At 60.6% G+C, this 24,348-nt stretch carries 25 protein-coding genes and 1 pseudogene; 11 read left to right on the forward strand and 15 right to left on the reverse strand.

Annotated features, from left to right (window positions below):
- Positions 1–54 precede the first annotated feature (54 nt).
- From CFB45_RS35960 to CFB45_RS35970, 3 genes are read right to left on the reverse strand one after another with little or no spacing between them, the layout of a single operon-like run.
- Complete coding sequence (locus CFB45_RS35960) at positions 55–1,407, reverse strand: TRAP transporter large permease (protein WP_089429834.1); 1,353 nt, start codon at positions 1,405–1,407, stop codon at positions 55–57.
- A 4-nt stretch (positions 1,408–1,411) separates the two neighbouring features.
- Positions 1,412–1,987, reverse strand: a complete 576-nt coding sequence (locus tag CFB45_RS35965; RefSeq protein ID WP_089429835.1) for a TRAP transporter small permease — start codon at positions 1,985–1,987, stop codon at positions 1,412–1,414.
- Positions 1,984–2,970: a TRAP transporter substrate-binding protein gene (locus tag CFB45_RS35970; protein WP_089429836.1), complete on the reverse strand. Its 987-nt coding sequence runs from the start codon at positions 2,968–2,970 to the stop codon at positions 1,984–1,986. The genes CFB45_RS35965 and CFB45_RS35970 overlap by 4 nt, the downstream gene beginning before the upstream one ends.
- Positions 2,971–3,735: 765 nt before the next feature.
- Here CFB45_RS35970 and CFB45_RS35975 point away from each other — a divergent pair.
- From CFB45_RS35975 to CFB45_RS35985, 3 genes are all read left to right on the forward strand, one after another.
- Complete coding sequence (locus CFB45_RS35975) at positions 3,736–4,122, forward strand: hypothetical protein (RefSeq protein WP_089429837.1); 387 nt, start codon at positions 3,736–3,738, stop codon at positions 4,120–4,122.
- A 346-nt stretch (positions 4,123–4,468) separates the two neighbouring features.
- The gene (locus tag CFB45_RS35980; protein ID WP_089429838.1) at positions 4,469–5,047 is read left to right on the forward strand and encodes a DUF4337 domain-containing protein; all 579 of its coding nucleotides are present in this window, start codon (positions 4,469–4,471) and stop codon (positions 5,045–5,047) included.
- A 322-nt stretch (positions 5,048–5,369) separates the two neighbouring features.
- On the forward strand, positions 5,370–6,293 hold the full coding sequence (locus tag CFB45_RS35985) for an HNH endonuclease (protein ID WP_089429839.1): 924 nt from the start codon (positions 5,370–5,372) through the stop codon (positions 6,291–6,293).
- A gap of 392 nt (positions 6,294–6,685) precedes the next feature.
- On the opposite strand, the gene CFB45_RS38805 is transcribed toward CFB45_RS35985, so the two are convergent.
- The gene (locus tag CFB45_RS38805; protein WP_144025270.1) at positions 6,686–6,985 is read right to left on the reverse strand and encodes a hypothetical protein; all 300 of its coding nucleotides are present in this window, start codon (positions 6,983–6,985) and stop codon (positions 6,686–6,688) included.
- Between the two features lie 269 nt (positions 6,986–7,254).
- On the reverse strand, positions 7,255–8,514 hold the full coding sequence (locus CFB45_RS38810; protein WP_144025271.1) for a DUF4427 domain-containing protein: 1,260 nt from the start codon (positions 8,512–8,514) through the stop codon (positions 7,255–7,257).
- Between the two features lie 356 nt (positions 8,515–8,870).
- Here CFB45_RS38810 and CFB45_RS35990 point away from each other — a divergent pair.
- Both CFB45_RS35990 and CFB45_RS38815 read left to right on the forward strand, forming a co-directional pair.
- A pseudogene (locus CFB45_RS35990) lies at positions 8,871–9,492 on the forward strand (tyrosine-type recombinase/integrase).
- A gap of 248 nt (positions 9,493–9,740) precedes the next feature.
- A complete protein-coding gene (locus tag CFB45_RS38815) occupies positions 9,741–10,532 on the forward strand; it encodes an HNH endonuclease signature motif containing protein (RefSeq protein ID WP_144025272.1) in 792 nt (263 codons plus the stop codon).
- Between the two features lie 239 nt (positions 10,533–10,771).
- Here the strand turns inward: CFB45_RS38815 and CFB45_RS35995 are convergent, their stop codons facing one another.
- Complete coding sequence (locus CFB45_RS35995) at positions 10,772–11,857, reverse strand: helix-turn-helix transcriptional regulator (RefSeq protein WP_256978491.1); 1,086 nt, start codon at positions 11,855–11,857, stop codon at positions 10,772–10,774.
- A gap of 347 nt (positions 11,858–12,204) precedes the next feature.
- Between CFB45_RS35995 and CFB45_RS36000 the strand changes: the two genes are divergently transcribed.
- The gene (locus CFB45_RS36000) at positions 12,205–13,380 is read left to right on the forward strand and encodes a histidinol-phosphate transaminase (protein WP_256978492.1); all 1,176 of its coding nucleotides are present in this window, start codon (positions 12,205–12,207) and stop codon (positions 13,378–13,380) included.
- 63 nt (positions 13,381–13,443) lie between these two features.
- Here the strand turns inward: CFB45_RS36000 and CFB45_RS36005 are convergent, their stop codons facing one another.
- Complete coding sequence (locus CFB45_RS36005; RefSeq protein ID WP_089429842.1) at positions 13,444–13,695, reverse strand: hypothetical protein; 252 nt, start codon at positions 13,693–13,695, stop codon at positions 13,444–13,446.
- 412 nt (positions 13,696–14,107) lie between these two features.
- Between CFB45_RS36005 and CFB45_RS36010 the strand changes: the two genes are divergently transcribed.
- Positions 14,108–14,329 carry a hypothetical protein gene (locus tag CFB45_RS36010; protein WP_089429843.1) on the forward strand — a complete coding sequence of 74 codons (222 nt, stop codon included), beginning with the start codon at positions 14,108–14,110 and terminating at the stop codon, positions 14,327–14,329.
- Between the two features lie 116 nt (positions 14,330–14,445).
- On the opposite strand, the gene CFB45_RS36015 is transcribed toward CFB45_RS36010, so the two are convergent.
- Positions 14,446–14,934, reverse strand: coding sequence for a RidA family protein (locus CFB45_RS36015; RefSeq protein ID WP_089429844.1), 489 nt, complete (start codon positions 14,932–14,934; stop codon positions 14,446–14,448).
- A 282-nt stretch (positions 14,935–15,216) separates the two neighbouring features.
- Between CFB45_RS36015 and CFB45_RS36020 the strand changes: the two genes are divergently transcribed.
- The gene (locus CFB45_RS36020) at positions 15,217–15,516 is read left to right on the forward strand and encodes an H-NS histone family protein (protein ID WP_011350136.1); all 300 of its coding nucleotides are present in this window, start codon (positions 15,217–15,219) and stop codon (positions 15,514–15,516) included.
- A 161-nt stretch (positions 15,517–15,677) separates the two neighbouring features.
- Here CFB45_RS36020 and CFB45_RS36025 read toward each other — a convergent pair whose 3' ends face one another.
- From CFB45_RS36025 to CFB45_RS36050, 6 genes are all read right to left on the reverse strand, one after another.
- Entirely contained in the window at positions 15,678–16,010 is a 333-nt protein-coding gene (locus CFB45_RS36025; protein WP_089429845.1) for a cupin domain-containing protein, read from the reverse strand.
- Between the two features lie 221 nt (positions 16,011–16,231).
- Positions 16,232–17,071: a shikimate dehydrogenase gene (gene aroE, locus CFB45_RS36030; RefSeq protein WP_089429846.1), complete on the reverse strand. Its 840-nt coding sequence runs from the start codon at positions 17,069–17,071 to the stop codon at positions 16,232–16,234.
- 7 nt (positions 17,072–17,078) lie between these two features.
- The gene (locus CFB45_RS36035) at positions 17,079–18,293 is read right to left on the reverse strand and encodes a CaiB/BaiF CoA transferase family protein (RefSeq protein WP_089429847.1); all 1,215 of its coding nucleotides are present in this window, start codon (positions 18,291–18,293) and stop codon (positions 17,079–17,081) included.
- Positions 18,290–18,751, reverse strand: a complete 462-nt coding sequence (locus CFB45_RS36040) for a MaoC family dehydratase (protein ID WP_039347828.1) — start codon at positions 18,749–18,751, stop codon at positions 18,290–18,292. The genes CFB45_RS36035 and CFB45_RS36040 overlap by 4 nt, the downstream gene beginning before the upstream one ends.
- A 1-nt stretch (position 18,752) precedes the next feature.
- Positions 18,753–19,145, reverse strand: a complete 393-nt coding sequence (locus tag CFB45_RS36045) for a VOC family protein (protein ID WP_089429848.1) — start codon at positions 19,143–19,145, stop codon at positions 18,753–18,755.
- The gene (locus CFB45_RS36050) at positions 19,142–20,092 is read right to left on the reverse strand and encodes a ketopantoate reductase family protein (protein WP_089429849.1); all 951 of its coding nucleotides are present in this window, start codon (positions 20,090–20,092) and stop codon (positions 19,142–19,144) included. Before CFB45_RS36050 ends, CFB45_RS36045 begins: the two co-directional genes overlap by 4 nt.
- Before the next feature lie 104 nt (positions 20,093–20,196).
- Between CFB45_RS36050 and CFB45_RS36055 the strand changes: the two genes are divergently transcribed.
- Both CFB45_RS36055 and CFB45_RS36060 read left to right on the forward strand, forming a co-directional pair.
- A complete protein-coding gene (locus tag CFB45_RS36055; protein WP_089429850.1) occupies positions 20,197–21,117 on the forward strand; it encodes a LysR family transcriptional regulator in 921 nt (306 codons plus the stop codon).
- A gap of 356 nt (positions 21,118–21,473) precedes the next feature.
- Positions 21,474–22,013 carry a cytochrome b gene (locus tag CFB45_RS36060; protein ID WP_089429851.1) on the forward strand — a complete coding sequence of 180 codons (540 nt, stop codon included), beginning with the start codon at positions 21,474–21,476 and terminating at the stop codon, positions 22,011–22,013.
- A gap of 262 nt (positions 22,014–22,275) precedes the next feature.
- On the opposite strand, the gene CFB45_RS36065 is transcribed toward CFB45_RS36060, so the two are convergent.
- Positions 22,276–23,442 (reverse strand): porin, encoded by a 1,167-nt coding sequence (locus tag CFB45_RS36065; RefSeq protein ID WP_089429852.1) that lies wholly within the window; start codon positions 23,440–23,442, stop codon positions 22,276–22,278.
- A 115-nt stretch (positions 23,443–23,557) separates the two neighbouring features.
- Here CFB45_RS36065 and CFB45_RS38820 point away from each other — a divergent pair, with 115 nt between their 5' ends.
- Positions 23,558–24,094, forward strand: a complete 537-nt coding sequence (locus CFB45_RS38820; RefSeq protein ID WP_143329935.1) for a hypothetical protein — start codon at positions 23,558–23,560, stop codon at positions 24,092–24,094.
- Positions 24,095–24,348: the final 254 nt, after the last annotated feature.

Consider the following 24,348-nt stretch of genomic DNA (forward strand, 5'->3'; position numbering starts at 1 on the left):
CCGGACAACCTCGGTCGTCCGGCACCGCGTCGGGCGAAGCACGCGATTCGAAAATCAGAACACCGCGTGCCCGCTGATCAGGCTCGGCAGCCAGGTCGAGAAGAACGGCAGGTAGGTGACGATGTTGATCGCACTGAAGATCGCGAGGTAGTACGGCCACGCCATCTTCGTGGTCTCGCCGATCGACACGTTGCCGATCGCGCAGCCGACGAACTGCACCGAGCCGATCGGCGGATGCACGAGACCGAGCGAGCAGTTCAGCAGCAGCATGATCCCGAACTGCACCGGCCCGACGCCGCACGCCATCGCGATCGGCAGGAACAGCGGCGTCGTGATCAGGATGTGCGCGGCCATGTCGACGAACGTGCCGAGGAACACCTGGATGATGTTGATGTACAGCAGCATCAGCCACGGCGCGGCGGTCGACTGCTTCAGCAGCCCTTCGATCGCATCCGGAATCTCCAGGTACGACATCTGGAAGCGCAGCATGTTGGACACCGCGATCAGCAGCAGCACGACGCCCGTCGTGCGTGCCGCATGCGACAGCGCACGGCGCAGCTTCTCGGCCGTCAGCGTCCGGTAGACCACCGCGGTCAGCACGAGCGAGTACACGACGGCGATCGCGGCCGCTTCGGTCGCGGTCGCAATTCCCTTCGCGACGCACACGAGGATGATCGCGATCACCATCAGCCCGGGCACCGCGCCGACGAAGCTGCGCAGCACCGCATACCAGCCGGGGAACGCGGGCAGCGCGGACGAACCGTCTTCACGGCGCGGATAGCCGTGACGCACGGCCTGCCAGTACGCGGCGGCCAGCACGAAGCCCATCACCCACAACACCGGCAGCAGCCCCGAGAACAGCAGGTCGCCGATCGACACGCCGCTCACCGGCTGGCCGTGCAGCATCCCGGTGATGCCCTGCGCGGCGAACGCATAGATGATCATGTTGGTCGACGTCGGCATCAGCGCGCCGGCGAGCGACGCATGCGTCGTCACGTTGACCGCGTACGCGGCGCTGTAGCCTTCGCGCTTCATCAGCGGAATCACCACGCCGCCCATCGCCGACGTATCGGCGGTCGGCGAGCCCGACACGCCGCCGAACAGCGTACAGGCGACGACGTTCGCCATCCCGAGGCCGCCGCGGAAGTGGCCGACGGTCGCCTGCGCGAAGCGCAGGATCCGGTCCGCGATGCCGCCATGCAGCATCAGTTCGCCGGAGAAGATGAAGAACGGCACCGCGAGAAACGAGAACGCATTCATTCCCGAGATCATCGCCTGCATCGCGGTCGCGATCGGCAAGCCTTCGACCAGATAGGTCAGCACGCAGGCGATGCCAAGCGCGAACGACACGGGCACGCCCAGCACGAGGAAAATCAGAAAACTGACGGACAGGATCGCGAGTTCCATGGCGTTATTGTCCCGGCGAAGAACGACGAAGCGCGAGCAGGTGCTCGAGCGAGAAGAGGATGATGGCGATCGCCGCGGGCATCGCGATCAGGTAGCGCACGCCTTCGGGCAGCCCGATGATCGGGATGCGGTCGCCCATCGTCTCGGCGGCCATGCTGCCGCAGCCGATCATGATCATGATCGCGAACGCGATCAGGCTCAGGTGCTGGATCGCGATGACGACCGTGCGCACCTTCGGCGACAGCCGGCGCACCAGCGAATCGAGGCCGATATGGCCGCCGTCGCGCACCTTCATCGCCGCCCCGAACATCGCGATCACGATCACGAGCAGCAGCGCGATCGGCTCCACGAAATCCGGCGCGTTCTCGAACACGTAGCGCATCACGACCGCATAGAACACCAGCACCGTCAGCACCGCGAGGCACGCCGACGCAATCACGGCCAGCACGCGGAACAGCACGTCGTTCACGCAGCGCAACAGCGGCGCGGCATGCGGGCGTGGCGACGCCGTGCCGTCCGGCGCGCCGCCGCCGGGCGAACCCCCAGCCGACGCGCCGTTCAGGGAGGTGTGACGTGTCACTTGGTGGCCTCGATTTCGTCGACGATCTGCTTCATCTGCGGCGTCTTCTCATACTTCGTCCACAGCGGCTGCATCGCCTTCACGAACGCCGCGCGGTCGATCTGCGCGGCCGGCAGGATCTTCGCGCCACCCTTCGTCACCAGCTGCTGCGCGGACGCTTCACGCGCGGTCCAAAGCTTCTGATAGTACGGCACCGAATCGGCCGCCGCCTTCCTGATCGCCGCCTGCTCCTGCGGCGACAGCGTGTCCCAGACCTTCTTCGAGAACACCAGCACTTCCGGCGTCATCGCGTGCTGCGTCTCCGAGTAGTCGGGCGCCACTTCGTAGTGCTTGGTTTCCTCGTACGACGGCAGGTTGTTTTCGGCTGCGTCGACGAGACCCGTCTTCAGGCCCGTGTACACCTCGGCGAACGGCATCGGCGTCGGCGTGCCGCCCATCGCCTTGATTTCGTCGACCATCAGGTCCGACGGTTGCACGCGCACCTTCAGCCCTTTCATGTCGGCCGGCGAGCGCACCGGGCGCTTCGCGTAGATCGAGCGCGCGCCGCTCTCGTAGAACGTCAGCGCGATCATCCCCTTCGCGGTGAACGCGTCGAGGATCTTCTGGCCGGCCGGGCCGTACATCGCCTTGCGGAAATGATCGACGTCGCGGAACAGGAACGGGAACGACGGGATCAGCGATTCCGGCACGATCTCGTTGAACGACGCGCCGTTCACGCGCGCCATGTCGATCGCGCCGATCCGCACCTGGTCGACCGTGTCCTTCTCCGAGCCGAGCGCGCTGTTGCCGAACACCTTGATCGAATCCTTGCCGCCCGTCTGCTTCGACAGCTCGTCGCCCATGAACTTCACGGCCATGTTGGTCGGGAAGTTGTCGCCGTGCACGTCCGCCGAGCGGAACACGCGCGCCTGGGCGGACATCGCGAAACCGGCCATCAGCGCGACGGCCAGGGCGATACGGGAGCGGTTGAATCGGTGCTTCATCTCAGTCTCCTTGATGGTTGTGCTCGTTATTGCGCGGCGATCCGCCGGCACGCGCATTCTTCGGCGCCGTGCTCGCTGACCGCAGAGTCATACGTCGTATGACGTGTTGACGCGAATGTACGTCGGTTAATCGTTTAACTCACTTGGTGCATACCCGTAGAGTGGCTGCTGTGGCCGGTTTGGGGTATGTTTCTGGGAATCGTTTTCTCTGTTTCGATGAATTTGTGCGAAACGTTTTCTGGGAAGGGGTTCGCGTTCAAGCCGGGCGACCGACCGGCCACTTCCATCGGAACCGGAAATCAAACTTTCGCTTCGTTTTCAATTGTCGTAGGATGACTGATCACGACTGCGGCCGGTCGGCACGATGTGGGAGCGCATGCCGGCCACGCACCGCCGCGCACGTCACGACCAGGAAGGAACAGAAGGAATCCGAGTACCGACTGGCGCCTACGCCTGCCCCGCCGTAGGGCGCCAGAGTATTTGCGATCGGCGCCACTGTTTTGCGACTCGGTGCGACTGAGTGACTGCGACTGCCCTACGCATTGTCGACAACACCCTGTGATGTCGGCGCCTGGAGTCATACCGCACAGGTCGCATGTTCGCGCAGGGCGCATGGCTGGCACCATGCTTTTCTGGCTTTCGACCAAGTCGACGTAACCGACTCGCCTCGGAACGCCGACGGCGGCTCCCGGCCACGAGCAGTCGCTCGACGCTGCAGCCCAGATCACCGACAATTGGACGTCGATAGTCCACTCGAACGTTGCTATGAATGCCAGGAGTTCCCGCTTCTTTGTCGCTGGTTGTATTGAGGAGCCTGTTTTTGTCCTGGACGGGGTCGCTTCCGAATGGTTGTTCGTTTCAAAATTCTGGCAAAGGGCAAACACCTTGCTCGGGACAATGTTCGATCAGTTCGAAGAGGAAGTGGCGGAGCCCGCGATACTTGGCCAAATCGCATGTGAGCTGGCACATCAAATTTGCGAACTTGTGGAGCGGGAAGACGAGACTATTAGCTTCGTCTACAGATGGACCCCACAAGGGGACGTCTATGTTCTGGAGACGCGTCGAGCGACCCTTATCTCGCAGTTGGAAGCAGTCCGTGACTTCCTTTTCCTCGCCGCCAAAAATGATGAAGCACTCGAGTTGAGTCTTTAGGTAGATCAACAGTCAAATGGCTTGCCTCTCCGGATGCAGCAAAATTTCTTGGTGTCGGAGTGACCGAAGTTGGGCGGTGGAATTGTCCGCTGCGGGTCGACTGCTGTCGACTCATCCTGGGGAAGTGGCAATTCATGCACAATGTCGAACCGTAGCCCTTTTGGCCGGAGTCGGCGTTCAAACCGCATGAGGTCCGCAGACCATTGTCCGTTCGTTCACACTTTCGCACGAACGGACTGCCCCAACTGAACTGCGACCGAGCGATAGCGCTACCCCTTTTGCTGCACGCTCCTCACGTGCGTGGGAACAGCGTACAAGCCCTTCAACTCATGCGAACGTTCTTGTCATGCCAGAAGATTTCGAAGTTCACGGCCCGCACGATCATGCAGTAGAGCACCCTGCGGCGCATGAAGAAAGCCACGGAGCGGCGCGCATCGCCGTGATGACTGCTGTCCTCGCCTGCGTCGGCGCGATTTCCGCATACCAGAGCGGTGCGGAAGAGAATTTCGCGTTGCTGCACAAGAACGAGGCCGCGATCCAGAAAACCGAGGCGGCTAACCTGTGGGCCTATTACCAGGCAAAGGGCGAAAAGCAGAATCTAGCCGAGCTCGGTGCGGCATTGAGCCAGGAAGCATCGCCGCAAAGAAAGCGTTTCGAAGCAGACGCGGCGCGGTATCGCGAAGAGAAGGAGCCGATCCGCAAGCGCGCCGAAGCGATCGAGCAAGAAGTCGTGAAGAGCAATGCTGCAAGCGAGGAGCGGCTACACCGACATCATCGTTGGGCGCAGGCCACTACCATCATCCAGATCTCGATCGCGCTTGCTGCGATCACGATTCTCACGCGGCGGAAATGGATGCAACACCTGTCGATGGGGGCTGCCGCGATCGGCGTCGTACTGGCTGGGCTGGCGCTCTTTGGTGTGTAGCGGCACGACGAGCGGGCGCTTGTCGGCCATGATCGGCCATTGAGAACAGTCCGAACGAAGGCAATTGAGCGGCCGAACCACGCCGTACAACGGTCGTTCATCTATCTTTGTTGGCGACGACACACGATGCTCAGTGCGACTGCTCGTAGTGGCCAAGTCCAACTGCCAGTTGGACTTGGCCTAGTTCACAAGCATCGTAGTGCTCGCTCGATTGGCACTGGTAGCCACGTTCCACTCCTTGGCGTTCACGCAGGGCCAATCCCCTACAATCAGTCGCTACTGGCGGACATTCACCGACATTTATACCCAGCCATATATACCCATGCCAGATCTGACAATCTACACAGGTGCCGCACCGAACGACTTCGCCCGACGCGTCTTCGAAGCGCTCGAGGCTAACGGCTTCTGGATTGCGTCGACGCCAAGGAGCCCGGTCGAGTCGAAATCGAGGACCATATGCGTCACTTACCGCGGCATCTACGTCGGACAGATGAGGTCGAATCTGTGGGGGGCTCGGCAACCGACCGCGATTCTCTATCGTTTCCCCGACGCATCCCGTATTTCCGTTGCTCATGCCCCAAAGGACTTTGATATCAATGCGTTTGCAACAGAGCACGGCGTCGATCCGGCGATGCTCGCTCTGAGGGTCGATCGGGGAGAAAACAAGTCTTACCTTCTCGTGCGAGACATCGGCACGGCGCTAAAGCTTATGCAGAACTGGGCACGATTGATTGACCATGACCTACTCCCGCAGGTCGATGGTACAGATGACGATCTCCAAAGCGATCTGCGTGCGATTCTGACCGACCCCAAAAAATCCGACACTCGCAAAAGAGTCGAGATAGATGCACGACTCGGACAAGGTAAGTATCGAGCAGACCTGCTGAGGGAGTTTCGTAACGCCTGCGCGGTGACGCAGCTCACGCTGCCCCCCGCGTTACGCGCCTCGCATATCGTGCCGTGGCGAGATGCTGACGATGACGAAAAGGTCAATGCCAAAAATGGTCTACTGCTGTCCGCCAACGTAGACGCGCTTTTTGATCGATATCTCATCACTTTTGAGCCAAACGGTAACCTTCGCAAGTCGACTTTACTCACAGACCATGACTGCGCAAAGCTCGGTCCTCTGAACCACCTCTTGAAGGTTCCGTGTGACGAACGCGCCGCTTTCTTACGTCGGCACAACACGAAGTTCGACAACCTTGAGCGCAGGCGCATTGAATACGTGAAGCGATCGGCGACATAGCGCCGATTGTCAAGCGTTCAGGGAGTCAACAACTACATCTTTGCTCAGATGGCCGTTAAAGCCTGCGGACGCTGAAAGGTCGGATCACGGCTGACGCGGCAAGAGCCCGACGCAGCCACACGCGCCCGACGTAGTCTTTCGTTGAACAAGCGAACTCTACGGAATAGCGGAAACGTTGAGCAAGCTTCGAAAACGCGGCCCCACCGAACAAACACCGTCGGCCCGCTGGTCTGGCGCGTAGGACTGTGACATGCATCGGTGCATGATAGCCGACTCGCGAAGCGTTGTGAAAATGACAGCTTTATATGCAGCAAGAGACAAATCAACGACCGGGCGCTGAACGGCTGAGAAGGGTCGGAAGTCGCCCGTCGCAGGGCAGCGGCCGGCGGAATTCAGCCAGCAAGTGGGTAGACCTCGCCTTCATCGCCCCGGATGACGGCAGAAAGCGCCACGGCCAGTTGCATAGCCGCCGCCATCGTTGGATCGACCGCGGATAGATTCCGAGGCGCGTTGAAACTTGCATGGCCCCGATTCCAGCTAAAGGTCTTGATCCATTCGCCATCGACAAGGACCGCGACATCGCCACGTCTTCCCGGAATGGAAATCCTTTCGCCCGCCACTGGATTCACCGACGTGACCGGGCGCTCGTCTTCTTTTAAAGAGGCTTGCCCCCGAGGATAGCGGCCCGCCATTCATCCAGCGAGGTGGACGGATCACGTTCGATGTGCAGTCGATAAGCCATGGCAGAAACCGGAACCGTAGGGGGTAGATTACGCTAACACGAATGACGGCTTAGGAGAAAACCGGGCGGTCACAGGGGGCACGAAGGTGTCGTCGAGCGGCGCGGCGCGGCATCGGGCGGCATCCGGCCACGAAGCGACATTCGTCCAGCGGATCGCGCGGACACTCGTAAGACGGCTCCGCCCCTGTAAGCGGTCATTCGATCACTCAAGGACAAATTTCAGCTTTGCCATGAGCAATTATAGAAACTGATGTCATCGTCAAACATGCCCACGTAGAACGGCACGGCTTCGGGGTTGTCGGAATCTAGAACCGAAAAGTGACAGCTTGGCGTTCCAAACTCTTTCAGAACAAGCTTAGAGACTTGTTCGGCCATCTCCTCACGCTCTCTCAGACCCCGGGCGTCCCAAAATTCATGAAGATTCGCGAGATAGCGGCCCTCTTTGGTGACAAAGGCGCGACCGCTACGCAATAACGCGCGAGTTAGCGGCGCTCTGTTGTCGTGTAGCCAAAGCCAGCAGCCGCCAAATTCGCCATCACTAGCTGGGTCAGCGTTGCGCTCGACTTCAGCCACCAACTTAGCGAACCGTTTCTCGTATTCGTCGCACTCGTCGGTCGACATTGCAAAGTATGGTTCTAGGCTAACAACTGCTTCGTTCACTGCGTCGGACAGCCGGGTGGGGTCCTGAAGGACGGACGGTGAAGGGAAATGATTACTGACGAGCACAAATCCAAACGTGGACTTCGATGCCGTACCGTTATCAATTAACGTTAGCATGTCGCTGACCACCTTTTTTGCTTGACTCGTCGTTTCTACAATGACACCCATTCCTTTGATTGGATATCTATAGAAATCTAGACCAGGAATATCGTACCAATCAGAAACACTTCCGTCGTATCCCTCTCCTCCCGCATCAACGCTATCGCAATCGCCGCGATAGGGCCATCGCCATTCCCTTTCGTGTGTCCAATCTACGGTTTTAGTAGATCCATAGACGTGAGAGACATATCGGAATTGTTCGTTCAGCGGCAAAGTTGATTCATTAAATATGCGTGGGCCGCCGTTATTTCCAGGCGGCGGCACAGCATTATCGCTCAACCCATACGTGACCGGGCGTGCTCCCAGTCGGTGCAAAGTCTCCTTTGGGAACACCATTGCGAACGGGCTCATCGCTTCGCCGTTTGCACGACGAATACGGGCGGTTTCCAAGAATGCTGCAATTGGCATTTCAGTAAAACAAACAGCCGGATTCGGCCCAAAAATCGTTCGCTTGCCATCGCGATAGGACCAAGTCGCCCATAGCCTTCCGTTGCGCAGAGCGGCGCGTAGGAGGAAATTCGCTGGGAGCTGTGTATCCTCGTAAACGTTATGCCAACCCATATGCTCGGGAAATAAGATGGACGATTCTCCCTGCTGGTCAACGTCCCGAAAAAAATGAATCAAATGATCTGAAAGGTCGAAACGAAAATTGTTCTTCATAGTAAACCCAAAAAAATTCCGTTCTCGCCGGGACGAAATAGTGTATCCGATCGGGTCTCAGCGAAACGTATTTTGGACCAAATTTACCTCGCCGCCCATAACGAATAATAAGCGCAAGTTGACTTGGGGACATTACGACTTTCAGAACTTGCGGGCGATTGCGTTCTCGCGCAACTTTGCGCTGGCTCAAGGGCTTGTTTCTTCGTTTCGTCTTCCTCGACACCCGGCCGGACTACTGTTGTGCTACTCAGAGTCGACGTCACGTCAGCGATTCGGTGACTGGCCGCACCGGGTCGGACAGCGCCCGCTGATGTCTAGCTCAGACTGGATCTCCCTTCAATTGAAAGGAGATAGTCATGAAGGCGACTAACGAAGGACGTTCGAGGGTGCCGTGGAACAAGGGCCGGCTCACAGGACAGGAGCCTCCGCTGAAGTTCAAGGAAATCTGGGCGATTCGTATCCGGCTCGAACTTTCGGCGCGTGTCCGCGACCTTGCGATTTTCAATCTTGCAATCGACAGCAAACTGCGTGCATGCGATCTGACCCGGCTGCGGGTCGGCGACGTTTGTCATGGACACCACATCGCCAGCCGGGCGACGGTCATGCAGCAGAAAACGCAACGACCGGTGCAGTTCGAGATTACCGAGCAGACTCGAGACAGCATCGAGGCATGAATCAAGGCGGCAACGCTAACGCCAGCCGACTTCCTGTTCCCAAGCCGGCCACGATTCCCCGCACATCTCGACGCGTCAATATTCGCGCCTGGTGCATCGGTGGGTCGAGTCGATCGGGCTGGATGACACCGCGTACGGCACCCACACTATGCGACGGACGAAGGCGCCGCTGATTTATCGCCGCACGAAGGACCTCCGTGCCGTTCAGTTGCTCCTCGGCCATACCAAGCTTGAGAGCACAGTACGGTACCTTGGTATCGAGGTTGACGATGCGCTCGAAATGGCGGAGCGGACTGAAGTTTGAATGCAGGCACTACCGGATGGCGATCGACCATTGGTCGCTGTCCGGCCATATACAGCCGTTGGCCTCTGCTCGTGTGCAGACATTCGAAGGTCGGCTCAGGCAAGACAACGGAGCAGCGTCATCAAAGATGTGAATTACTCGCCGCGGTTCTTTCCGGTTTTGCTGGCTCGCTGTAACATCCGCTTCGGTTCCGTCTAGACAACGCAGAAACGGCCCGAAAGGGGCATTTAAATGGAGGAGGCACCAACGTGGTGCGAGTCACAATTCCCGAAGAGGTCGCCGCAGAGGTGATGTTTCTCGCAGACCGCACTTGCTGCATATGCAGAGACTCTCGACGGAAAGTTGAAATTCATCATATTGATGGCGATCCATCGCATAACGACATAAATAACCTTTGTGTAATTTGCAAGGACTGCCATAGCGACGCACACACGGCCCAGGCGTTTGCGCGGAATTTGACCCCAGCGTTGATCAGAAAATACAACGAAAGCTGGCGCGAAATCGTCCGCATCCGGATTATTCCTGGCGGAGAGAAGGCAGAGGCTCTAGAGTATCGAGCACAGATTTTGTTGGAGATTTACATTATTCCACATCGCTGGCTTAACCGATTGCTAGATCTCTTCGAGGGAGATGTCAGTGATGAAGACGCTGCCGGACCTAATCGGTGGGAATATTTAGAGGGAGCTGTTAAACCCACTTACTCCAAAGGAGCGTGGGAACACTATAAGCCATTATTCGAACACACAAGCGAGATCCTCTCCAAGGAGCTCGAAAGAATTGTCATGATATATGGAGATGCACTGAAGCCAAGGACTAAACTTCAGGTACAACGAACGACCCGCGGCCTTAGAATGGAGCGCGCGGGGTATTTGTTTTTACCAAAATTGATTCGCCAAGAACCTGATATACCGATTGATCGATTTTTCCAACTACGATTCAGTAGCAGCATTCTTTCTCTTTCGGCACTTTCGACAATGGCCGACCGAGAGCGAGAAATTCTCGAACCCAATAAAAGCGGGCCAATGGTTTTGGACTTTTAATTGCCCTTTGTCACTTGGAAGCGGTCATGGTGTCGGAGCCAACGTGTAAGTTCGTTCCAGGTCGGCTGCAGTCAACCGGGTACATCGAAATGCCACTACGTTGGCTCCGCAGTAAACCGATCGCACGACCTCCGACGCACCGCCCCGCACCGGTGGCGCGGCTAGACGTAAGTCGCCGATTTTCTGCGCAAGCAGTTGCCGATACCCTAGCCCCCTACGCCCACGCCCCCCCTCCCGCATCACGTCTGCATAACCAACGACGTAAGCTGCGCCGCCCGCCCCACCGTCGTCTTCGCGTAGATCGATTTAATCTGCGTGCGGATCGTGCCGATCGACACGCCGCGCAACTCGGCGCATTCCTGCGGCGACAACCCGTCGCAACACAGCAGCACGGCAAGATCAGCCTCGGCCGACGACAGCCCATAGAACACGCGCAACCGCTGCGCGCGGGCCGACGGCGAACGCAGATCGGCGGCCGTCATCAGCGTCGCGACGCCCGGCCGCTCGCGCATCAGGCGCGATTGCTCGGGCACCGGCATCAGCGCCAGCGGCAACGGTTCACCCGTTGTGCGCCGTAACAACAGCCCGCCGCGCGCGTACGCGTGCCGCCATTGCGCATCGTCGACACAGCCTTCCGGCGCGAATCGCCCGTTCACGACCCGCAGCGCCGGTTCCGCCGCGATCAGCTGATCGGCCGCGCGATTCGTGTAGCGCAGCTCACGCTGCGCGCCGAGCAGGAAGACGGGCACCGGCAGCGCATCGAGCGCTGATTCGGCGGCGGCCACGCGCGCCTCGAGCTCGCCGATCCGCGCCTGGATCTGCAGCGCACGGCTGATGTGCATCCCCATGTTTTCGATCGCGTGGCGCTGATCGTCGGACAGCCCCTGCGATTCGAGGCCGCCCTGGACGCTGAGGAATGCGCCCGAGCCCTCGCTGCGATGGATGTACAGGCCCGAAATGCTGCCGAGCCCGAAAGGGTGAAGGAATTCCTGATAGAACGCGCTGTGCGCGCGCTGGTGCGCGGACAGGTGCTTGACGTCCTCGAACCAGCGCCCCGCCGGCCAGTCGGCGGCGACCGGCACGACCGGGTCGTACCGATAGAACTCGGTGTTGTAGGTGTGGTAACACGCGGCGACCCATGACGCGTCGTCGCCCGCCGCCTGCTCGATCGCCGGCACCCGCGCCGCGTCGTCGAATGACAGCAGCGTGACCATGCGCACACCGACGCACGATCGCAGCCCGTCCAGCACCGTTTCCCATCGTTGATCGCCCAGCGCCGCAGCGTAGACGTCATCGATCCATGCGGATGGAATCAACCCGTTCATTTGCATCTGGCCACCCCGCGCCGTGCGTTTTTGTCGAACGTCTTCTGCGCATCTTAGTCAATCGGCGCCCACGTTTAAATCACTCGTTCGCGTTTGATCGAAATACCACGTTTGTTACCGCTTATCGTCTGACGTAATGGCCGTTATTCCGGCCCGCACGGTGTCGCCGGCTTTTCATCCGGATCACGGTATGCCATGATGCAGCGCATGACGATTCGAAACACCACGCTCTCGCTGCACCATCACTACGGACGCCCGCTGTTGCGCCGTGGCTCGTTTCGCATCTAGCAATTGCATCGGGTGAATGCCCGATCAAGACGACAACCAAGGCGCCTCCGGCGCCTTTTTTGTTTTTTGCCGCCTTGAGAGCGGACTGCGCCGATCAATCGAACCCGTACGGAGTGTTTTCAATGCAACAGCCCTGGAAAGACGTCGCCTTGTCGGATTTACCGCTCCGCGAGGATCTCAAGTTGCGGCACGCGTATGGGGCGCCGCAGCTCGATGTGCCGGTCTGCCTGAACGTCAACGAGAACCCCTATCCGCCGTCGCCCGCGCTCGTCGCACGCATCGCGACCGCGGTGGCCGACGCCGCGCGCGCGGCGAACCGCTATCCCGACCGCGACTTCGCCGAGCTGCGCGCGCATCTGGCGGCGTATCTGACGCACGACACCGGCGTGACGGTCGACGCATCGAGCGTCTGGGCAGCCAACGGCTCGAATGAAGTGATCCAGCATATCCTGCAGGCATTCGGCGGCCCCGGGCGATCGGCGCTGGCCTTTACGCCCGCGTATCCCATGTATGACGAATACTGCCGCACGACTTTCACGCGCCTGCATACGTTGCCGCGCACCCGGGATTTCGCGCTGGATCTGGATCAGGCCCTCGACAGCATCCGCGAGCACCAGCCGAGCGTCATCCTGCTGACGTCGCCGAACAACCCAACCGGCACCGCGCTGCCGGTCGACGATATCCGCGCGATACTCGACGTCGCGCCGGGCGTGGTGGTCGTCGACGAGGCCTATGCGGAATTCCGGCGTCACGGCGTCCCCAGCGCGGTGACGCTGCTGCCGGAGCATCCCCGGCTCATCGTCACCCGCACGCTGAGCAAGGCGTTCAAGTTCGCGGGCGGCCGCGTCGGGTATTGCGCGTGTGCGCCTGCGATCGTCGAAGGGCTGAAGCGGGTTCGATTGCCCTACCACCTGTCCGCCTTCACTCAGGCGGCGGCCTGTGCGGCGCTGGTCGCGCGTGACGAGATGCTGTCGCAAGTGGAGGCGATCAAGGCCGAGCGCGATTCGACCGTCGACTGGCTGCGTGGCCTGGGCCTCACGGTCGCCGATTCCGATGCCAACTTCGTGATGTTCGGCGAGTTTGCGGATCGGCACCGGATCTGGAGCGGCCTCCTGCGTCACGGGGTCCTGATTCGGGAGTCCGGGCCGCCGACGTATCTTCGCGTGTCGATCGGCACCGGCGCGGAGATGGCCGCGTTTCGTGCGGCACTGCTTGACGTGATGGCACCCGAATAAGCGACCGGCCATCCGGTCGACGACGCGATGAGGCCCATGCGTGGGCCGTATCCGACGATGTACTTACTTCATCGTCGCGAACCGCATTTCCATCGTGTGGATCTTCGCGAGCACCGCTTCGCTGAGCTTTCTGACGTGGCGCGGCACATCGGGCGCCGACAGCAGCTCCTCGATTCGCCCGCGCCAGTAGCTCGGATGCCGCACGCGCCCCGCACCCGACATCGACACATCGTCAGCGTTCGTCTCGCTGTCCAGGAGAGCCACCATTCGCTGAATGTGTGAGAGCTCTCGTTCTGCAAAGTCTCGTGCCAGCATATTGATTGAAATTCCCCGAAATACGACAGCAGGCCTTCCGTCATCAACGCGCCATCGTGTTGCGGTGTAAGGCATTCACCGCACACGTCAGTCGCCATCGTAAGCAGAAGCTGTGTCAGTAAACCGCGTGGGCATTTGCTGATTTCGATACGGATTGGGGAGCCTGTCCGATTGTTCCGACGACTTCCGGCCCCGATGCCCTGGGGTCAATCGTAGGCTGACTGTCGGGCGATGGCATCTCCCAAAGTGGGGATGCGGGGCGATATTGGCGGGGCGGTGTTTCCGGAATTTTCAGGTCGTCGGGCGTTGCGCGGAAGGCATGCGGTTGCCGGCTGAAGACAAAATCGAGGTCAGTTGACTATCTCGACGACGCGCGTCGGGCGTATGGCTGACCGGTAGGCACGAGGCGAGCATGTACAGTGTGCACGCGAGTAGCGCTGCGCCGTGGACCGCGGGCGACCTGCGCGCCCTGCTCAACAAATCGGCGCGCGAGATTGCCTGGACAACGGGCGAGCGACAACACAGCCCATTCGCCCAATTCGCCGCGCACCTTCAAATCGCAGATATCGAACGCCGCCTGACGCTTCGCAAGATCCTCATCGGCGAGCAGGCTGTCGAAGTCCTTTGGCAGTAATTGCGTGCTTTGCTTTCCGTATTGCTGGCGCGTGCTCTCACCAGCAGAGCGCGTCGCGCGTCGAGTATAGGAATGTTTCGCGCAACTACACACTCGCGAGACAGGATCCGCTGAAATCAGATACCGACATCGCCCTGCTTCAGCCCGAAAATGAAATCGACTTCCACCGACGCCCCTTTGGGCAATTGCAGCACGCCGACCGACGTACGCGTATGAACGCCTGCATCGCCAAGCACCGCGTACAGCATGTCGGATGCGCCGTCGGCGACTTCGCTTTGCATCGTGAAGCCGGGTGCGCTTCGCACATACACGGTGATGCGCGGCACAGTCGCGATCGCGTCGAGTGTGCCGCGGTGCTTCCTGATCAGCGACAGCGCACGCAGCACCGATACGCCGGCGGCCCGGCGACCTTCGTCGAGCGAAACGGATTCCCCCACTACGCCCACGAAATGCACCACGTCGCCGATTCGCGGAATCTGGCCGGCAATGTAGGCCATGTTCCCGTCGACCAGAATGGGCGTGTACTTTCCGCCGATCCTGATTTCCTCGTCCGGATTGAAGCCGAATTCGGCCGCGACCTGCGTCAGCTTATCGTCTCTGTTCATTAGTGAATTCCCCGATACTTCAGAAAAATGTAAAGAATAATTAATTCTCGCGCGGATGTCTCGACGAAAAAATCCCGCCGCGACCGATCAAAGCGACGTGCCGCCGCCGTTAAAAAGTTTCCGGGTAATCCTCTACGTTTTCTCAAACATGACACACTTTTCAGGTGTTCGAAGCAGTCCTGCATTGCTTTATCGATGACAAATCTCGTAGTCGAAGAGAATTTCCTCAAAACTTTCTGCTGAAACCGCTATCATATGTGTACTCAACCTGAAGAGTGATACATGGCAACGTACAAGGAACTGAAAGCCCAAATGGAAGCTTTGGCCGAGAAAGCCGAAGCTGCACGTGCCGCGGAATTCCAGGCGATCGTCGACGACATCCGCACCAAAGTTGCGGAATTCGGCATTACCGAGAAAGACATTTTCGGTACGCGTCGTGGTCGACCGGCCAAGCAAGCGGCCGCCCCCGTGCAGGCAAAGTATCGCGACCCGAAGACCGGGGCAACCTGGTCGGGCCGCGGTCGCGCGCCCGCATGGATCAAGGACGCGAAGAATCGCAATCGATTCCTGATCCAGGAATAAGATTCTCGACGCGCACCGGCGCGCGCTAGCGCGCCGCCCTGCTATTTGGGCATCGATACCGGCGGTATTTAAAGGCCGCTCCGGTGTGGTGACGATTTGCGCCATCCGGCGCGTGGTTGCACGCTACGCGCCGGATTTCATGCTGCCCAATATTTCCTGATTCAACGTTCGTAATAAATCGCAAGCCAGACGGATTGTGTTGCTTCGTGCGTCCACGCGACGCGATGACGGCAATGCGGCTCGATCAGCACGTAGTCGCCGGGATGCATTTCATGGCGCGTCGGACCTTCTTCGAATTCGAGTACCGCGGCGCCCGACAGCAACACGACCCATTCGGCGCGCGAGTCGTCATACCAAAAGCCATCGGGGCTCGCGTGCCCCATCGACACGATTCGCTCTACGTTCAGACGCTGCCCGGTGACGAGGCGGTCGATTTGTTCATCTTTACCGCGCTCGCCATCGGTGGTGAAAAGATTGCCGGTTTGAAGTTGCATGGAGCGGCCTCGTCGATGATCGTCGGGGAAAGAATCGTGCGTTGAGTGACGCGGACTTTCACCTCAGTCTAACGATCACCATTGACACTGACTCGTTTCATCGGAAACAGCATCATAGCGTTCCACATGCCTGAAACCGGCCGCGGATTCAACCCGTCGATACATCGAATTGATGAACGCGCTCAGCGGATGTATCGAAGTCCCGTATCGCTCGCGGACGTTCACACTCGATCCAGCGGAACGGTAAGCAGGTCGATCACCGCTTGCGTCTCGGGGCGCACGCCGCGCCACCACGCAAAGGCTTCCGCCGCCTGCTCCACCAGCATGCCAACGCCATCCGCTACACCGGCGACCCCTGCATTGCGCGCGAGTCGCAAGAACGGCGTGAGGTGCTTGCCATAGGCCAGTTCATAGGCTGTGCCATGCGGGCTGAACACGCCGGGCGGCACGGGCGGCAAATCGCCTGTCAGACTCGCGGACGTCGCGTTGACCACCAGATCGAAGCGCCCCATACGCTCGAGTTCCCCGTAAGCGCATGCCGTTATCGGGCCATACGAAGCCAATTGCGATGCCAGCGCTTGCGCTTTCTCGACATGACGATTCGCCACCACCAGTTGTGCGGGGCGCGCGCCCAGGAAGGGAAGCAACGCGCCGCGGGCCGCGCCGCCGGCACCCAGCAGCAACACACGCTTGCCCGCGAACGGCGTGTGAAGATTCACCTCGATATCACGCAGCAGGCCGATGCCGTCGAAGTTGTCTGCGAGAATCCGACCGCCGTCGAACTTGAACGCGTTCGCCGCGCCTGCAAGCGTCGCGCGCTCGCTGCGCTCATCGGCCATGTCGAATGCCGCAAGCTTGAACGGCGCCGTGATGTTCATGCCCTTGCCGCCGGCCGCGATAAATTTCCGCACCGTTGCCGCGAACGCGTCATCCGGTTCGCACGGCCCCTCGATGGCCGTGTAGTGCATCGCCTGCTGCGTCGCTTCGGCGAAAAGCCCATGAATCAGCGGGGATTTCGTATGGCCGATCGGATTGCCGATCACCGCATAGGTATCGCTCATCGTCGCCTCACTTGTCGAACAGCACGCCGTCGGTTTGCATCGCATCGATCTCGGCGGGCGTGAAACCCAGCGATTGCGCGACTTCGGCATTGTGCTGCCCCAGATCCGGGGCAACCTCGCGGATCGTGGTATCGCATGCGGAAAACCGGAACGGCAGATTCGGCAGGCGCAGCGTGCCGTAACGCGGATGCTCCTGTTCGACGATCATGCCGCGCGCCTGGATTTGCGGATCGGCAATCACTTCGTCGATGCGTTGCACCTTCGCGCAAGGCACATCGATGCCGTCGAGCAGTTCGAGAATCTGCGTCACCGTGCGCGCGGCGACCCACGGTTCGACCACGCCGAGAATGTCCAGCCGATGCGTATTGCGACCCACGCTATGGTGAAACCGCTCGTCGGTGCCAAAGCCGCGCGGCCCGCCGCTCGCTTCGATCAGCGACGCGAAACGCTTCCACGCATCGTCCACCTGCGCGGCGATCACCAGATCGCCATCGATCGCGCGAAACACACCATAAAGCGTCGAGCCGGGCATGTCGTGCCCGGTCTGTTCGGGCAGCACATCGGCAAGCGTGTAGCACTGGACCGCATATTCGTGCATCGAGACGAGCGTGTCGTAAAGCGCCATGTCGATGTGCTGCCCTCGCCCGCTTTTCACGCGGCCGAGCAGTGCCGCATTGATGGCCGCGACCGCGTGAATGCCCGTGTACATGTCCCCGAGCGAAATACGCAGCAGCGGTGGGCGGTCGCCGGGCGTGCCGACCATCTGCATGATGCCGCTCTTGGCCTCGGCGATCAGTCCGAAACCCGCGCGATGGGCGTCCGGCCCCGTGTGGCCATACGCGGAAATGGAGCAGTAGACCAGCCCTGGATTGCGCGCGGAAAGCGCTTCGTAGCCGAGCCCAAGTTTGTCGAGCGCGCCGGGCCGGTAATTCTCCACGAATACGTCGGCCGAATCGCAGAGCCGCTCCATGAAGGCCTTTCCGCGCGGGTCCTTCATGTTCACGCTGACGCCGCGCTTGCCCATATTGAGCTGCAGAAAATAGCCGCTCGAGCGATCGTCAAGCACGGTCGCGTGCTGGCGTCCCGCATCGCCGCTGCCGGGTCGCTCGACCTTGATCACTTCCGCACCCAGCGCCGCGAGGCAACGCCCCACGTACGGACCCGCGAGAAAGTGGCTGTAGTCGACGACACGAATCCCTTCCAGTGGACGCGCCTGTTTCATCGTTCAGCTCCCGGCCGGCGCGGCACCATCAGACGATGCTCACCTCGCTGCACCACTTCGCCGTGCTGATTGATCAGCTCCGAAGGAAGCGTCACGATGCCCCAATCCGGGCGGCTCTTGCTCGGGCGCATCGCGCCGATGCGAAACTTCACATGCAGCACGTCATCGACCTTGATCGGCAAAACGAAGTCCCAGCTCCAGCCCAGCGACATGCCCGGCACAAAGCGATAATCGCTGCGGGTCTTCAGGCCATCGGCAATCGAAAGACCAAACAATCCATGCGCAACGAGGCAGCCAAAGTGGCTCGCGTTCGCATACGCTTCATCGACGTGCACCGGTGTGTGATCGCCGGTGAGATCCGCGTACGCGAGAATGCGTTCCTTCGTGACGGTGTAGCTCGGGCTCACGCATTCGTCGCCTTCGCGTGCGTCGTCCCAGTATTTTTCGACGATGGTCATGTCATGCCTCCGCGCGCGGATTGATGGCGAGCGCCTGGCCCACGCAGCGCGCGGGTTTCGCCTGAATGAATTCGATGGCGAGACCATCGGGCAAACGCAGCCAGTTCGCACCTTGCGGCATGGGCTGCACGTCGTAGCGGCGGGCGGCGGCGAGCGAGGCTTCCACGTCCTCGCACATGATGCCGAGATGGCCAAGCCTTCCTTCGGGGCCCGAAAAATCCGGCTGGTGGATGAACTGCATGCCGCCGAGCGTCCAGTACTGGCGCGGCGCTTCGGTCGTGCCGTCGACCTCGCGCATCGTCATGCCGAACACCTCCTCGAAAAAACGGATGTGCCAGTGGATGTCGCGCACGAAGACGGCGATATGTTCGAGATAGGCTTTCGGTTGGCTCATGCTTGCGCCTCCGCTTTCCGGCGGTCGACCATCGCGCGCTCGATGCCCTTGATGCACGCAACCAGCGTGGCGTTGACCGGCGTCGGCACACCGTAACGCGCGCCCCAGCGCACGACCGAGCCGTTGATGAAGTCGATTTCGGTCACGGAACCTTTTTCGAGGCTTTGCAGCATCGACGTCTTGAACGCAGCGGGCAAGCCCTCGGCGGCAAGCGACCACGCCTGCTCCGGATCGTTCATCGACAGGGTGACGCCTGCCGCCTTCGCGGCCGCGATCGCTTCCGCGACGGCCGCCAGCGAAGTGGCCTTGAGCAGCGGCTCGTCATAAAGCTGGCCGTAAGTCAGCGACGTGATGCCGGTCAGCGCGCCCGTCGCGACATTCACGAGCAGCTTGTCCCACATGGTGCCGACGATGTTGTCGCTGACCTGCGTGTCGAGGCCCGCGTGGCTGAATGCGTCGGCAATACGTCGAACGCGATCCGTCACGCGTCCGTCCAGTTCGCCGATGATGGTGTGCTTGCCCACGACGCCCGACTCGATGTGCCCCATGCCGCGCAGTACGCCCCCCACATAGGTCTTGCCCGCGAGCACGCGTTCGCGGCCCACGGCGTCGGCAAGAATGTCTTCGTGACCGAGGCCGTTTTGCAGTGACAGCACCAGCGTTTCAGGCCCCACCAGCGCTTGCGCGCCGCGAATCGCCGCATCGGTGTGGAACGATTTGACGAGCACGATCACGACCTCGGCCACCGCTGCCTCGTCCGGCCGGGTGGTCGCGCGGACTTGCACCTGGCGCGTGCCGCTTGCGTCGTCGACGCGCAGGCCGTGGGCGCGCATCGCATTGACATGATCGGGCGAGCGGTCGATCAGCCAGGTCTCGTGGCCGCCTTCGGTGAGCGTCGCGCCAATCGCGCAGCCCAGCGCGCCGGCACCCAGAATGGCAATTTTCAAGTGCGTCTCCTTAACGTGTGACGTCACGATAGGAGCCGCTTCATCATGTCGCAATACAATGGATACAATGACATCATTGCCACACGCAATATCGTTGATCTGCGATGACCCCGACCGATCTGCCCGACCTCAAGCTGCTGCAGTTGTTCGACCTGCTCTACGACACGCGCAGCGTCACACGCGTGGCCGAACAACTCGGCCAGAGCCAGCCGACCGTCAGCATCTGGCTCGCGCGGTTGCGCGAGCATTTGCACGATCCGCTCTTTATCCGGACGCCTGGCGGCATGGCGCCCACACCGCAAGCGGATGCGCTGATCGGCCCATGTCGGGAGATTCTCGAATCGTTGCGGCGCTTCTCGGCCTGGGAAATCGCCTTCGATCCGGCGACTGCGCAAAGACGCTTTCGCATCTGCATGACCGATGCGAGTCACGTGACGCTGCTGCCGCGTCTGCTCGCCTACGTGCGCGCGCAAGCGCCACGCGTGCGCCTGGAAGCAGCGCGGATCGACGGCAACACGGAACGCGCGCTCGAATCGGGCGAGGCCGATCTTGCGATCGGATACGTGCCGTGGCTGAGCGGCGGCATCTATCAACAACAGCTATACGAGCAGGATTGGGTGTGCCTGGCGAATCGCCATCATCCGCGTATTCGCAAGCGGCTCGGCGTCAAGGCGTATCGCACCGAAGGCCATGTGGCGATCACGGGAGGAACGGGCACGGCGCTGCTCGAGCAGGCGCTCGTGCGGGAGCGCATTGAACGGCAGGTGGTGCTTGAATTGCCCGGTTTTCTGGGGCTCGGCGCCATTGTGCAGACCACCGATCTGATCACGACCTTGCCGCGCCATATCGGCGAGACGCTGGCTCAGGCCAGCGATCTCTCGGTACATCCCTGCCCCATTCCCGTCGAGGGCTTCGCCGTTCGGCAACACTGGCACGCGCGCTACCATCAGGAGGCCGGCAATCGCTGGCTGCGTTCGGTCGTGGCCCGGCTGTTCGGCATGTCTGGAGCGGACGTTACAGGCTGACGGATTTACCGTTTCGGCATCGATGTCTGCGGGTCCATCGCAACGATCGCGCGCACGCTCGCGGCAGGATGGGCGCCGTGACGGAAAGCGACCGTTGGCATGCCCGTCGAACATCAGCGATGGCCGCGCAGGAACAAGCCGCACCTCATACGTCGCAAGTATTGCGGCCGGCGCAATGCCGCCAAGGGCACTCGATTCCTTTCAACACATATCGATTGCCTTCCACATGAAAGGAATGGCGATCGATCCGTGCCGCGGGAATAAAACCAGGCCGACTCCGGTATATCGGGGCGTCAGGCCGCTCACCACGCCGAACGAGCCGGTGCACGACGCCCAACCGAACCGGAGAGACCGCAATGTCACACCCCAACCACGTCGCCTACACACGCTTCGCGATCGCCATGCACTGGTCGATCGCCATCTTGATCCTGTTGAACCTGATGATCGGGATCTACATGGATACCTTTCCGCACAACTCGTCTCAGTTCAACGGCATCCTGTTCTATCACGCGTCGATCGGCAGCCTGATCTTCATGCTGACCGTGCCGCGCCTCGCGTGGCGTGCGACGCATACGCCGCCGCCGCTGCCGGCCAGTGTTCCGGCATGGCAGGCGCGGATCGCCGGTGCACTGCACGGCGTGCTGTACCTGCTGCTGTGTCTCGTGCCGCTGACCGGCTACGTGCACCGCCTCGCTGGTGCCCATCCGGTCAGTTTCTTCGGCATCACGGAATTGCCGGTGCTGGTTGGCCGCGACGAACCGCTGCGACTCCTGACCGATTCGCTGCATCGCGCGCTGGTGCTGACGCTTGGCTTGCTGCTGGTCATGCATGTCGCGGCCGGACTGAAACACAAGTTCGTCGATCGGGACGGTGTCGCGGAGCGGATGGGAATCTGAGCGCGACCTGGCGGTTGATGTCCGCCAGAAGCGGCCCGTCGAACATTGGAAATCCCAGCAACCGCCATTCGCCGCTGTACGCAATGCGGAGCGGATGCGGAATGATCGTCCTGCCATACAGCAACTTCGTCACTGTCTGCAGAACGAACGACCGATGAGAAGAATTTTCAGCTCACGACACCCGCCCGAGGTGGGGCGCTGCCAGAAGAATGCTGCTCTGCCGGAGTAGTGCAACCACTACTCCGGACTTCCACGCCGGCGATCAGAAGCCGTGGTACATGCCGATGTTGACTTGAACCTGGTTGCCGCCCGATGCGGTGTTGCCAAAGTCCGCAACGGAAGCCTGCGCGCCCTTGGCATGAACGTACCCGCCCATCGCGTACAGCGCGGTGCTCTTCGACAGCGAGTACGTCGCACCCAGCGACACCTGGTTGATCGACGCCATCGTGCGGCCCTCGGCAGCCAGCGCGGGCGTGGCCGCGGAGCCGTAGACATACGTGTACCCGGTCGCCAGCGACAGCGCCGGCGTTACCTGGTACTGCAGGAGCGCACCCAGCACGTTGAAGTGAATCGACGGCTGGCCGGCGTTGCCCTGGTACTGCGCGTTCGAGTAGCGCAAGCCGGCCGTGTACGGACCAATCTGATATTGCGTGGCGACTTGCGCGATGCCCGCGCTCTTGAATGCATTGCCGCCGTTGTAACCCGAACTCGGATAGCCCAGCGCACCACCGAAACTCGGCTGCGCCGTTGCGTTCATCCACCCGTTCTCACCCTGGTTTGCCGCATGGAAATAGCCGCCGGCGACCGTCAGACCGCCCTGAGCGTAGTTCGCCGCCACCGACCACGACTGGCCCGAACCCATCGAACCGGCCACGCCGCCGAACGAGTACGCGCCTTCGGCCTGGAAGCCGTGGATGAGCGGCGAAATGTACTTCACGGCGCTGTTCTGGTTCGTCGTGTTGTCGTTGTTGTCCACGTCGCCCGGGGTCGAGAACGTCGACGCCGAAATGGCGTCGCCCGTCAGGACCTGAACCATTTCCGTCACGGCGTCGAGCTGGCGCCCCAGACGCACGGTACCGTACTGATCGGAAGCGAGGGATACGTATGCCTGGCGGTTGAACAACGAGCGCGTGGAACCGATGGGCCCCTGGCCGCCTATGCCGCCCGTACCAATGTTGAAGCCGTTTTCGATCTTGAAGATCGCCTTGAGGCCGCCGCCGAGATCCTCCGTCCCCCTGAGGCCCCACTTGTTCGAACCTGCGGCACCACCATCGAGGCCGAACCGCTTGTGGCCATTGATGTTCGACGTGTAGCCGATACCTGCATCGAGCATGCCATACAGGGTGATCGACGACTGTGCCATTGCTGCCGACGATGCTGCGAAGGCGGCAACAGCGATAACGCTGACCTTGATTTTCTTGTTTTTCATCTGTATTTCACTGTCAGGAGTGGTTGCGGGATTGTTTGAAACGGGTTTTGTTGTATTCGAAGGCAGATGACGGCGCATGGGCTGCACGTCGTCTCAGGTTGCAGCAGCCGGCTTCATGTTCGCCAGATCGGCATATTCGACTCGATCATTTCGTTATCCTCAAAATTTCATGCAGGAAGGCGCCTCGCATCTCGACCTGTCCCGCATTCCATCGATTGGAACCATCGCGGCGTCCCGCCTGGACGAAAGCCGCTGCCTTGCTTCCGTTGTCGCTCCAGCTGCTATCGAATTCGCCATCCGGACGAACAGATGTGCCGAATCCGCGAAGCCGAAAAACTCGAGCGGATCGCCACGCGGAACCGAACGTTTCTTCAATGGCAATTCGAAGAAGCATTGGGTCGTCACGTTCCACACTCACGCCATACCCACGAGCGAAGTGGGCGAAGACGAAACCGGGCCACGCTCCACCCGCGACAACAAGCGCTATGGAAATGCCGACCGCCGTCGCAGGCTGATCGAGCGTCCGGTTCAGCCGCTGGAGAAGCACGCGAACTTTTCGCCAATCACCAATGCAAGCGGGACGCGCTTTGCAGGTGCGAAAAACCATATCAGGAACATAAATCGTCGTCAAAATTTGTTTGATATAAGTTAATCGCGTTTGATACCCGTGCGGACTACCGGGATTTCCCTGATAGGAATTGGCGCCAGGACGAAGTGTTGGAAAAAGCCGTGCCGTCGGACAAAGACCTCGTGCGGAACGGGTACGCCCAGGCGGGAGCGGCAGACGTTCTCTACCGTGATATCGCGTCGCTCCTGACATGGCCGCGGGACATCGCCATTCAGGTTGGCATCGCGGAGATACGCCTCGTCTACGCCGGACGCCGGCACGGACGCAACGCGCGAAGC

Source organism: Burkholderia sp. HI2500, assembly GCF_002223055.1.
Lineage (GTDB): Bacteria > Pseudomonadota > Gammaproteobacteria > Burkholderiales > Burkholderiaceae > Burkholderia.

Coding starts and splice junctions, on each gene's coding strand:
- CFB45_RS35960 (WP_089429834.1), bottom strand. CDS start 1,407: ATGGAACTCGCGATCCTGTCCGTCAGTTTTCTGATTTTCCTCGTGCTG.
- CFB45_RS35970 (WP_089429836.1), bottom strand. CDS start 2,970: ATGAAGCACCGATTCAACCGCTCCCGTATCGCCCTGGCCGTCGCGCTG.
- CFB45_RS35975 (WP_089429837.1), top strand. CDS start 3,736: ATGAATGCCAGGAGTTCCCGCTTCTTTGTCGCTGGTTGTATTGAGGAG.
- CFB45_RS35980 (WP_089429838.1), top strand. CDS start 4,469: ATGCCAGAAGATTTCGAAGTTCACGGCCCGCACGATCATGCAGTAGAG.
- CFB45_RS35985 (WP_089429839.1), top strand. CDS start 5,370: ATGCCAGATCTGACAATCTACACAGGTGCCGCACCGAACGACTTCGCC.
- CFB45_RS38805 (WP_144025270.1), bottom strand. CDS start 6,985: ATGGCGGGCCGCTATCCTCGGGGGCAAGCCTCTTTAAAAGAAGACGAG.
- CFB45_RS38810 (WP_144025271.1), bottom strand. CDS start 8,514: ATGAAGAACAATTTTCGTTTCGACCTTTCAGATCATTTGATTCATTTT.
- CFB45_RS35995 (WP_256978491.1), bottom strand. CDS start 11,857: ATGAACGGGTTGATTCCATCCGCATGGATCGATGACGTCTACGCTGCG.
- CFB45_RS36005 (WP_089429842.1), bottom strand. CDS start 13,695: ATGCTGGCACGAGACTTTGCAGAACGAGAGCTCTCACACATTCAGCGA.
- CFB45_RS36010 (WP_089429843.1), top strand. CDS start 14,108: ATGTACAGTGTGCACGCGAGTAGCGCTGCGCCGTGGACCGCGGGCGAC.
- CFB45_RS36015 (WP_089429844.1), bottom strand. CDS start 14,934: ATGAACAGAGACGATAAGCTGACGCAGGTCGCGGCCGAATTCGGCTTC.
- CFB45_RS36020 (WP_011350136.1), top strand. CDS start 15,217: ATGGCAACGTACAAGGAACTGAAAGCCCAAATGGAAGCTTTGGCCGAG.
- CFB45_RS36025 (WP_089429845.1), bottom strand. CDS start 16,010: ATGCAACTTCAAACCGGCAATCTTTTCACCACCGATGGCGAGCGCGGT.
- aroE (WP_089429846.1), bottom strand. CDS start 17,071: ATGAGCGATACCTATGCGGTGATCGGCAATCCGATCGGCCATACGAAA.
- CFB45_RS36035 (WP_089429847.1), bottom strand. CDS start 18,293: ATGAAACAGGCGCGTCCACTGGAAGGGATTCGTGTCGTCGACTACAGC.
- CFB45_RS36040 (WP_039347828.1), bottom strand. CDS start 18,751: ATGACCATCGTCGAAAAATACTGGGACGACGCACGCGAAGGCGACGAA.
- CFB45_RS36045 (WP_089429848.1), bottom strand. CDS start 19,145: ATGAGCCAACCGAAAGCCTATCTCGAACATATCGCCGTCTTCGTGCGC.
- CFB45_RS36055 (WP_089429850.1), top strand. CDS start 20,197: ATGACCCCGACCGATCTGCCCGACCTCAAGCTGCTGCAGTTGTTCGAC.
- CFB45_RS36060 (WP_089429851.1), top strand. CDS start 21,474: ATGTCACACCCCAACCACGTCGCCTACACACGCTTCGCGATCGCCATG.
- CFB45_RS36065 (WP_089429852.1), bottom strand. CDS start 23,442: ATGAAAAACAAGAAAATCAAGGTCAGCGTTATCGCTGTTGCCGCCTTC.
- CFB45_RS38820 (WP_143329935.1), top strand. CDS start 23,558: ATGTTCGCCAGATCGGCATATTCGACTCGATCATTTCGTTATCCTCAA.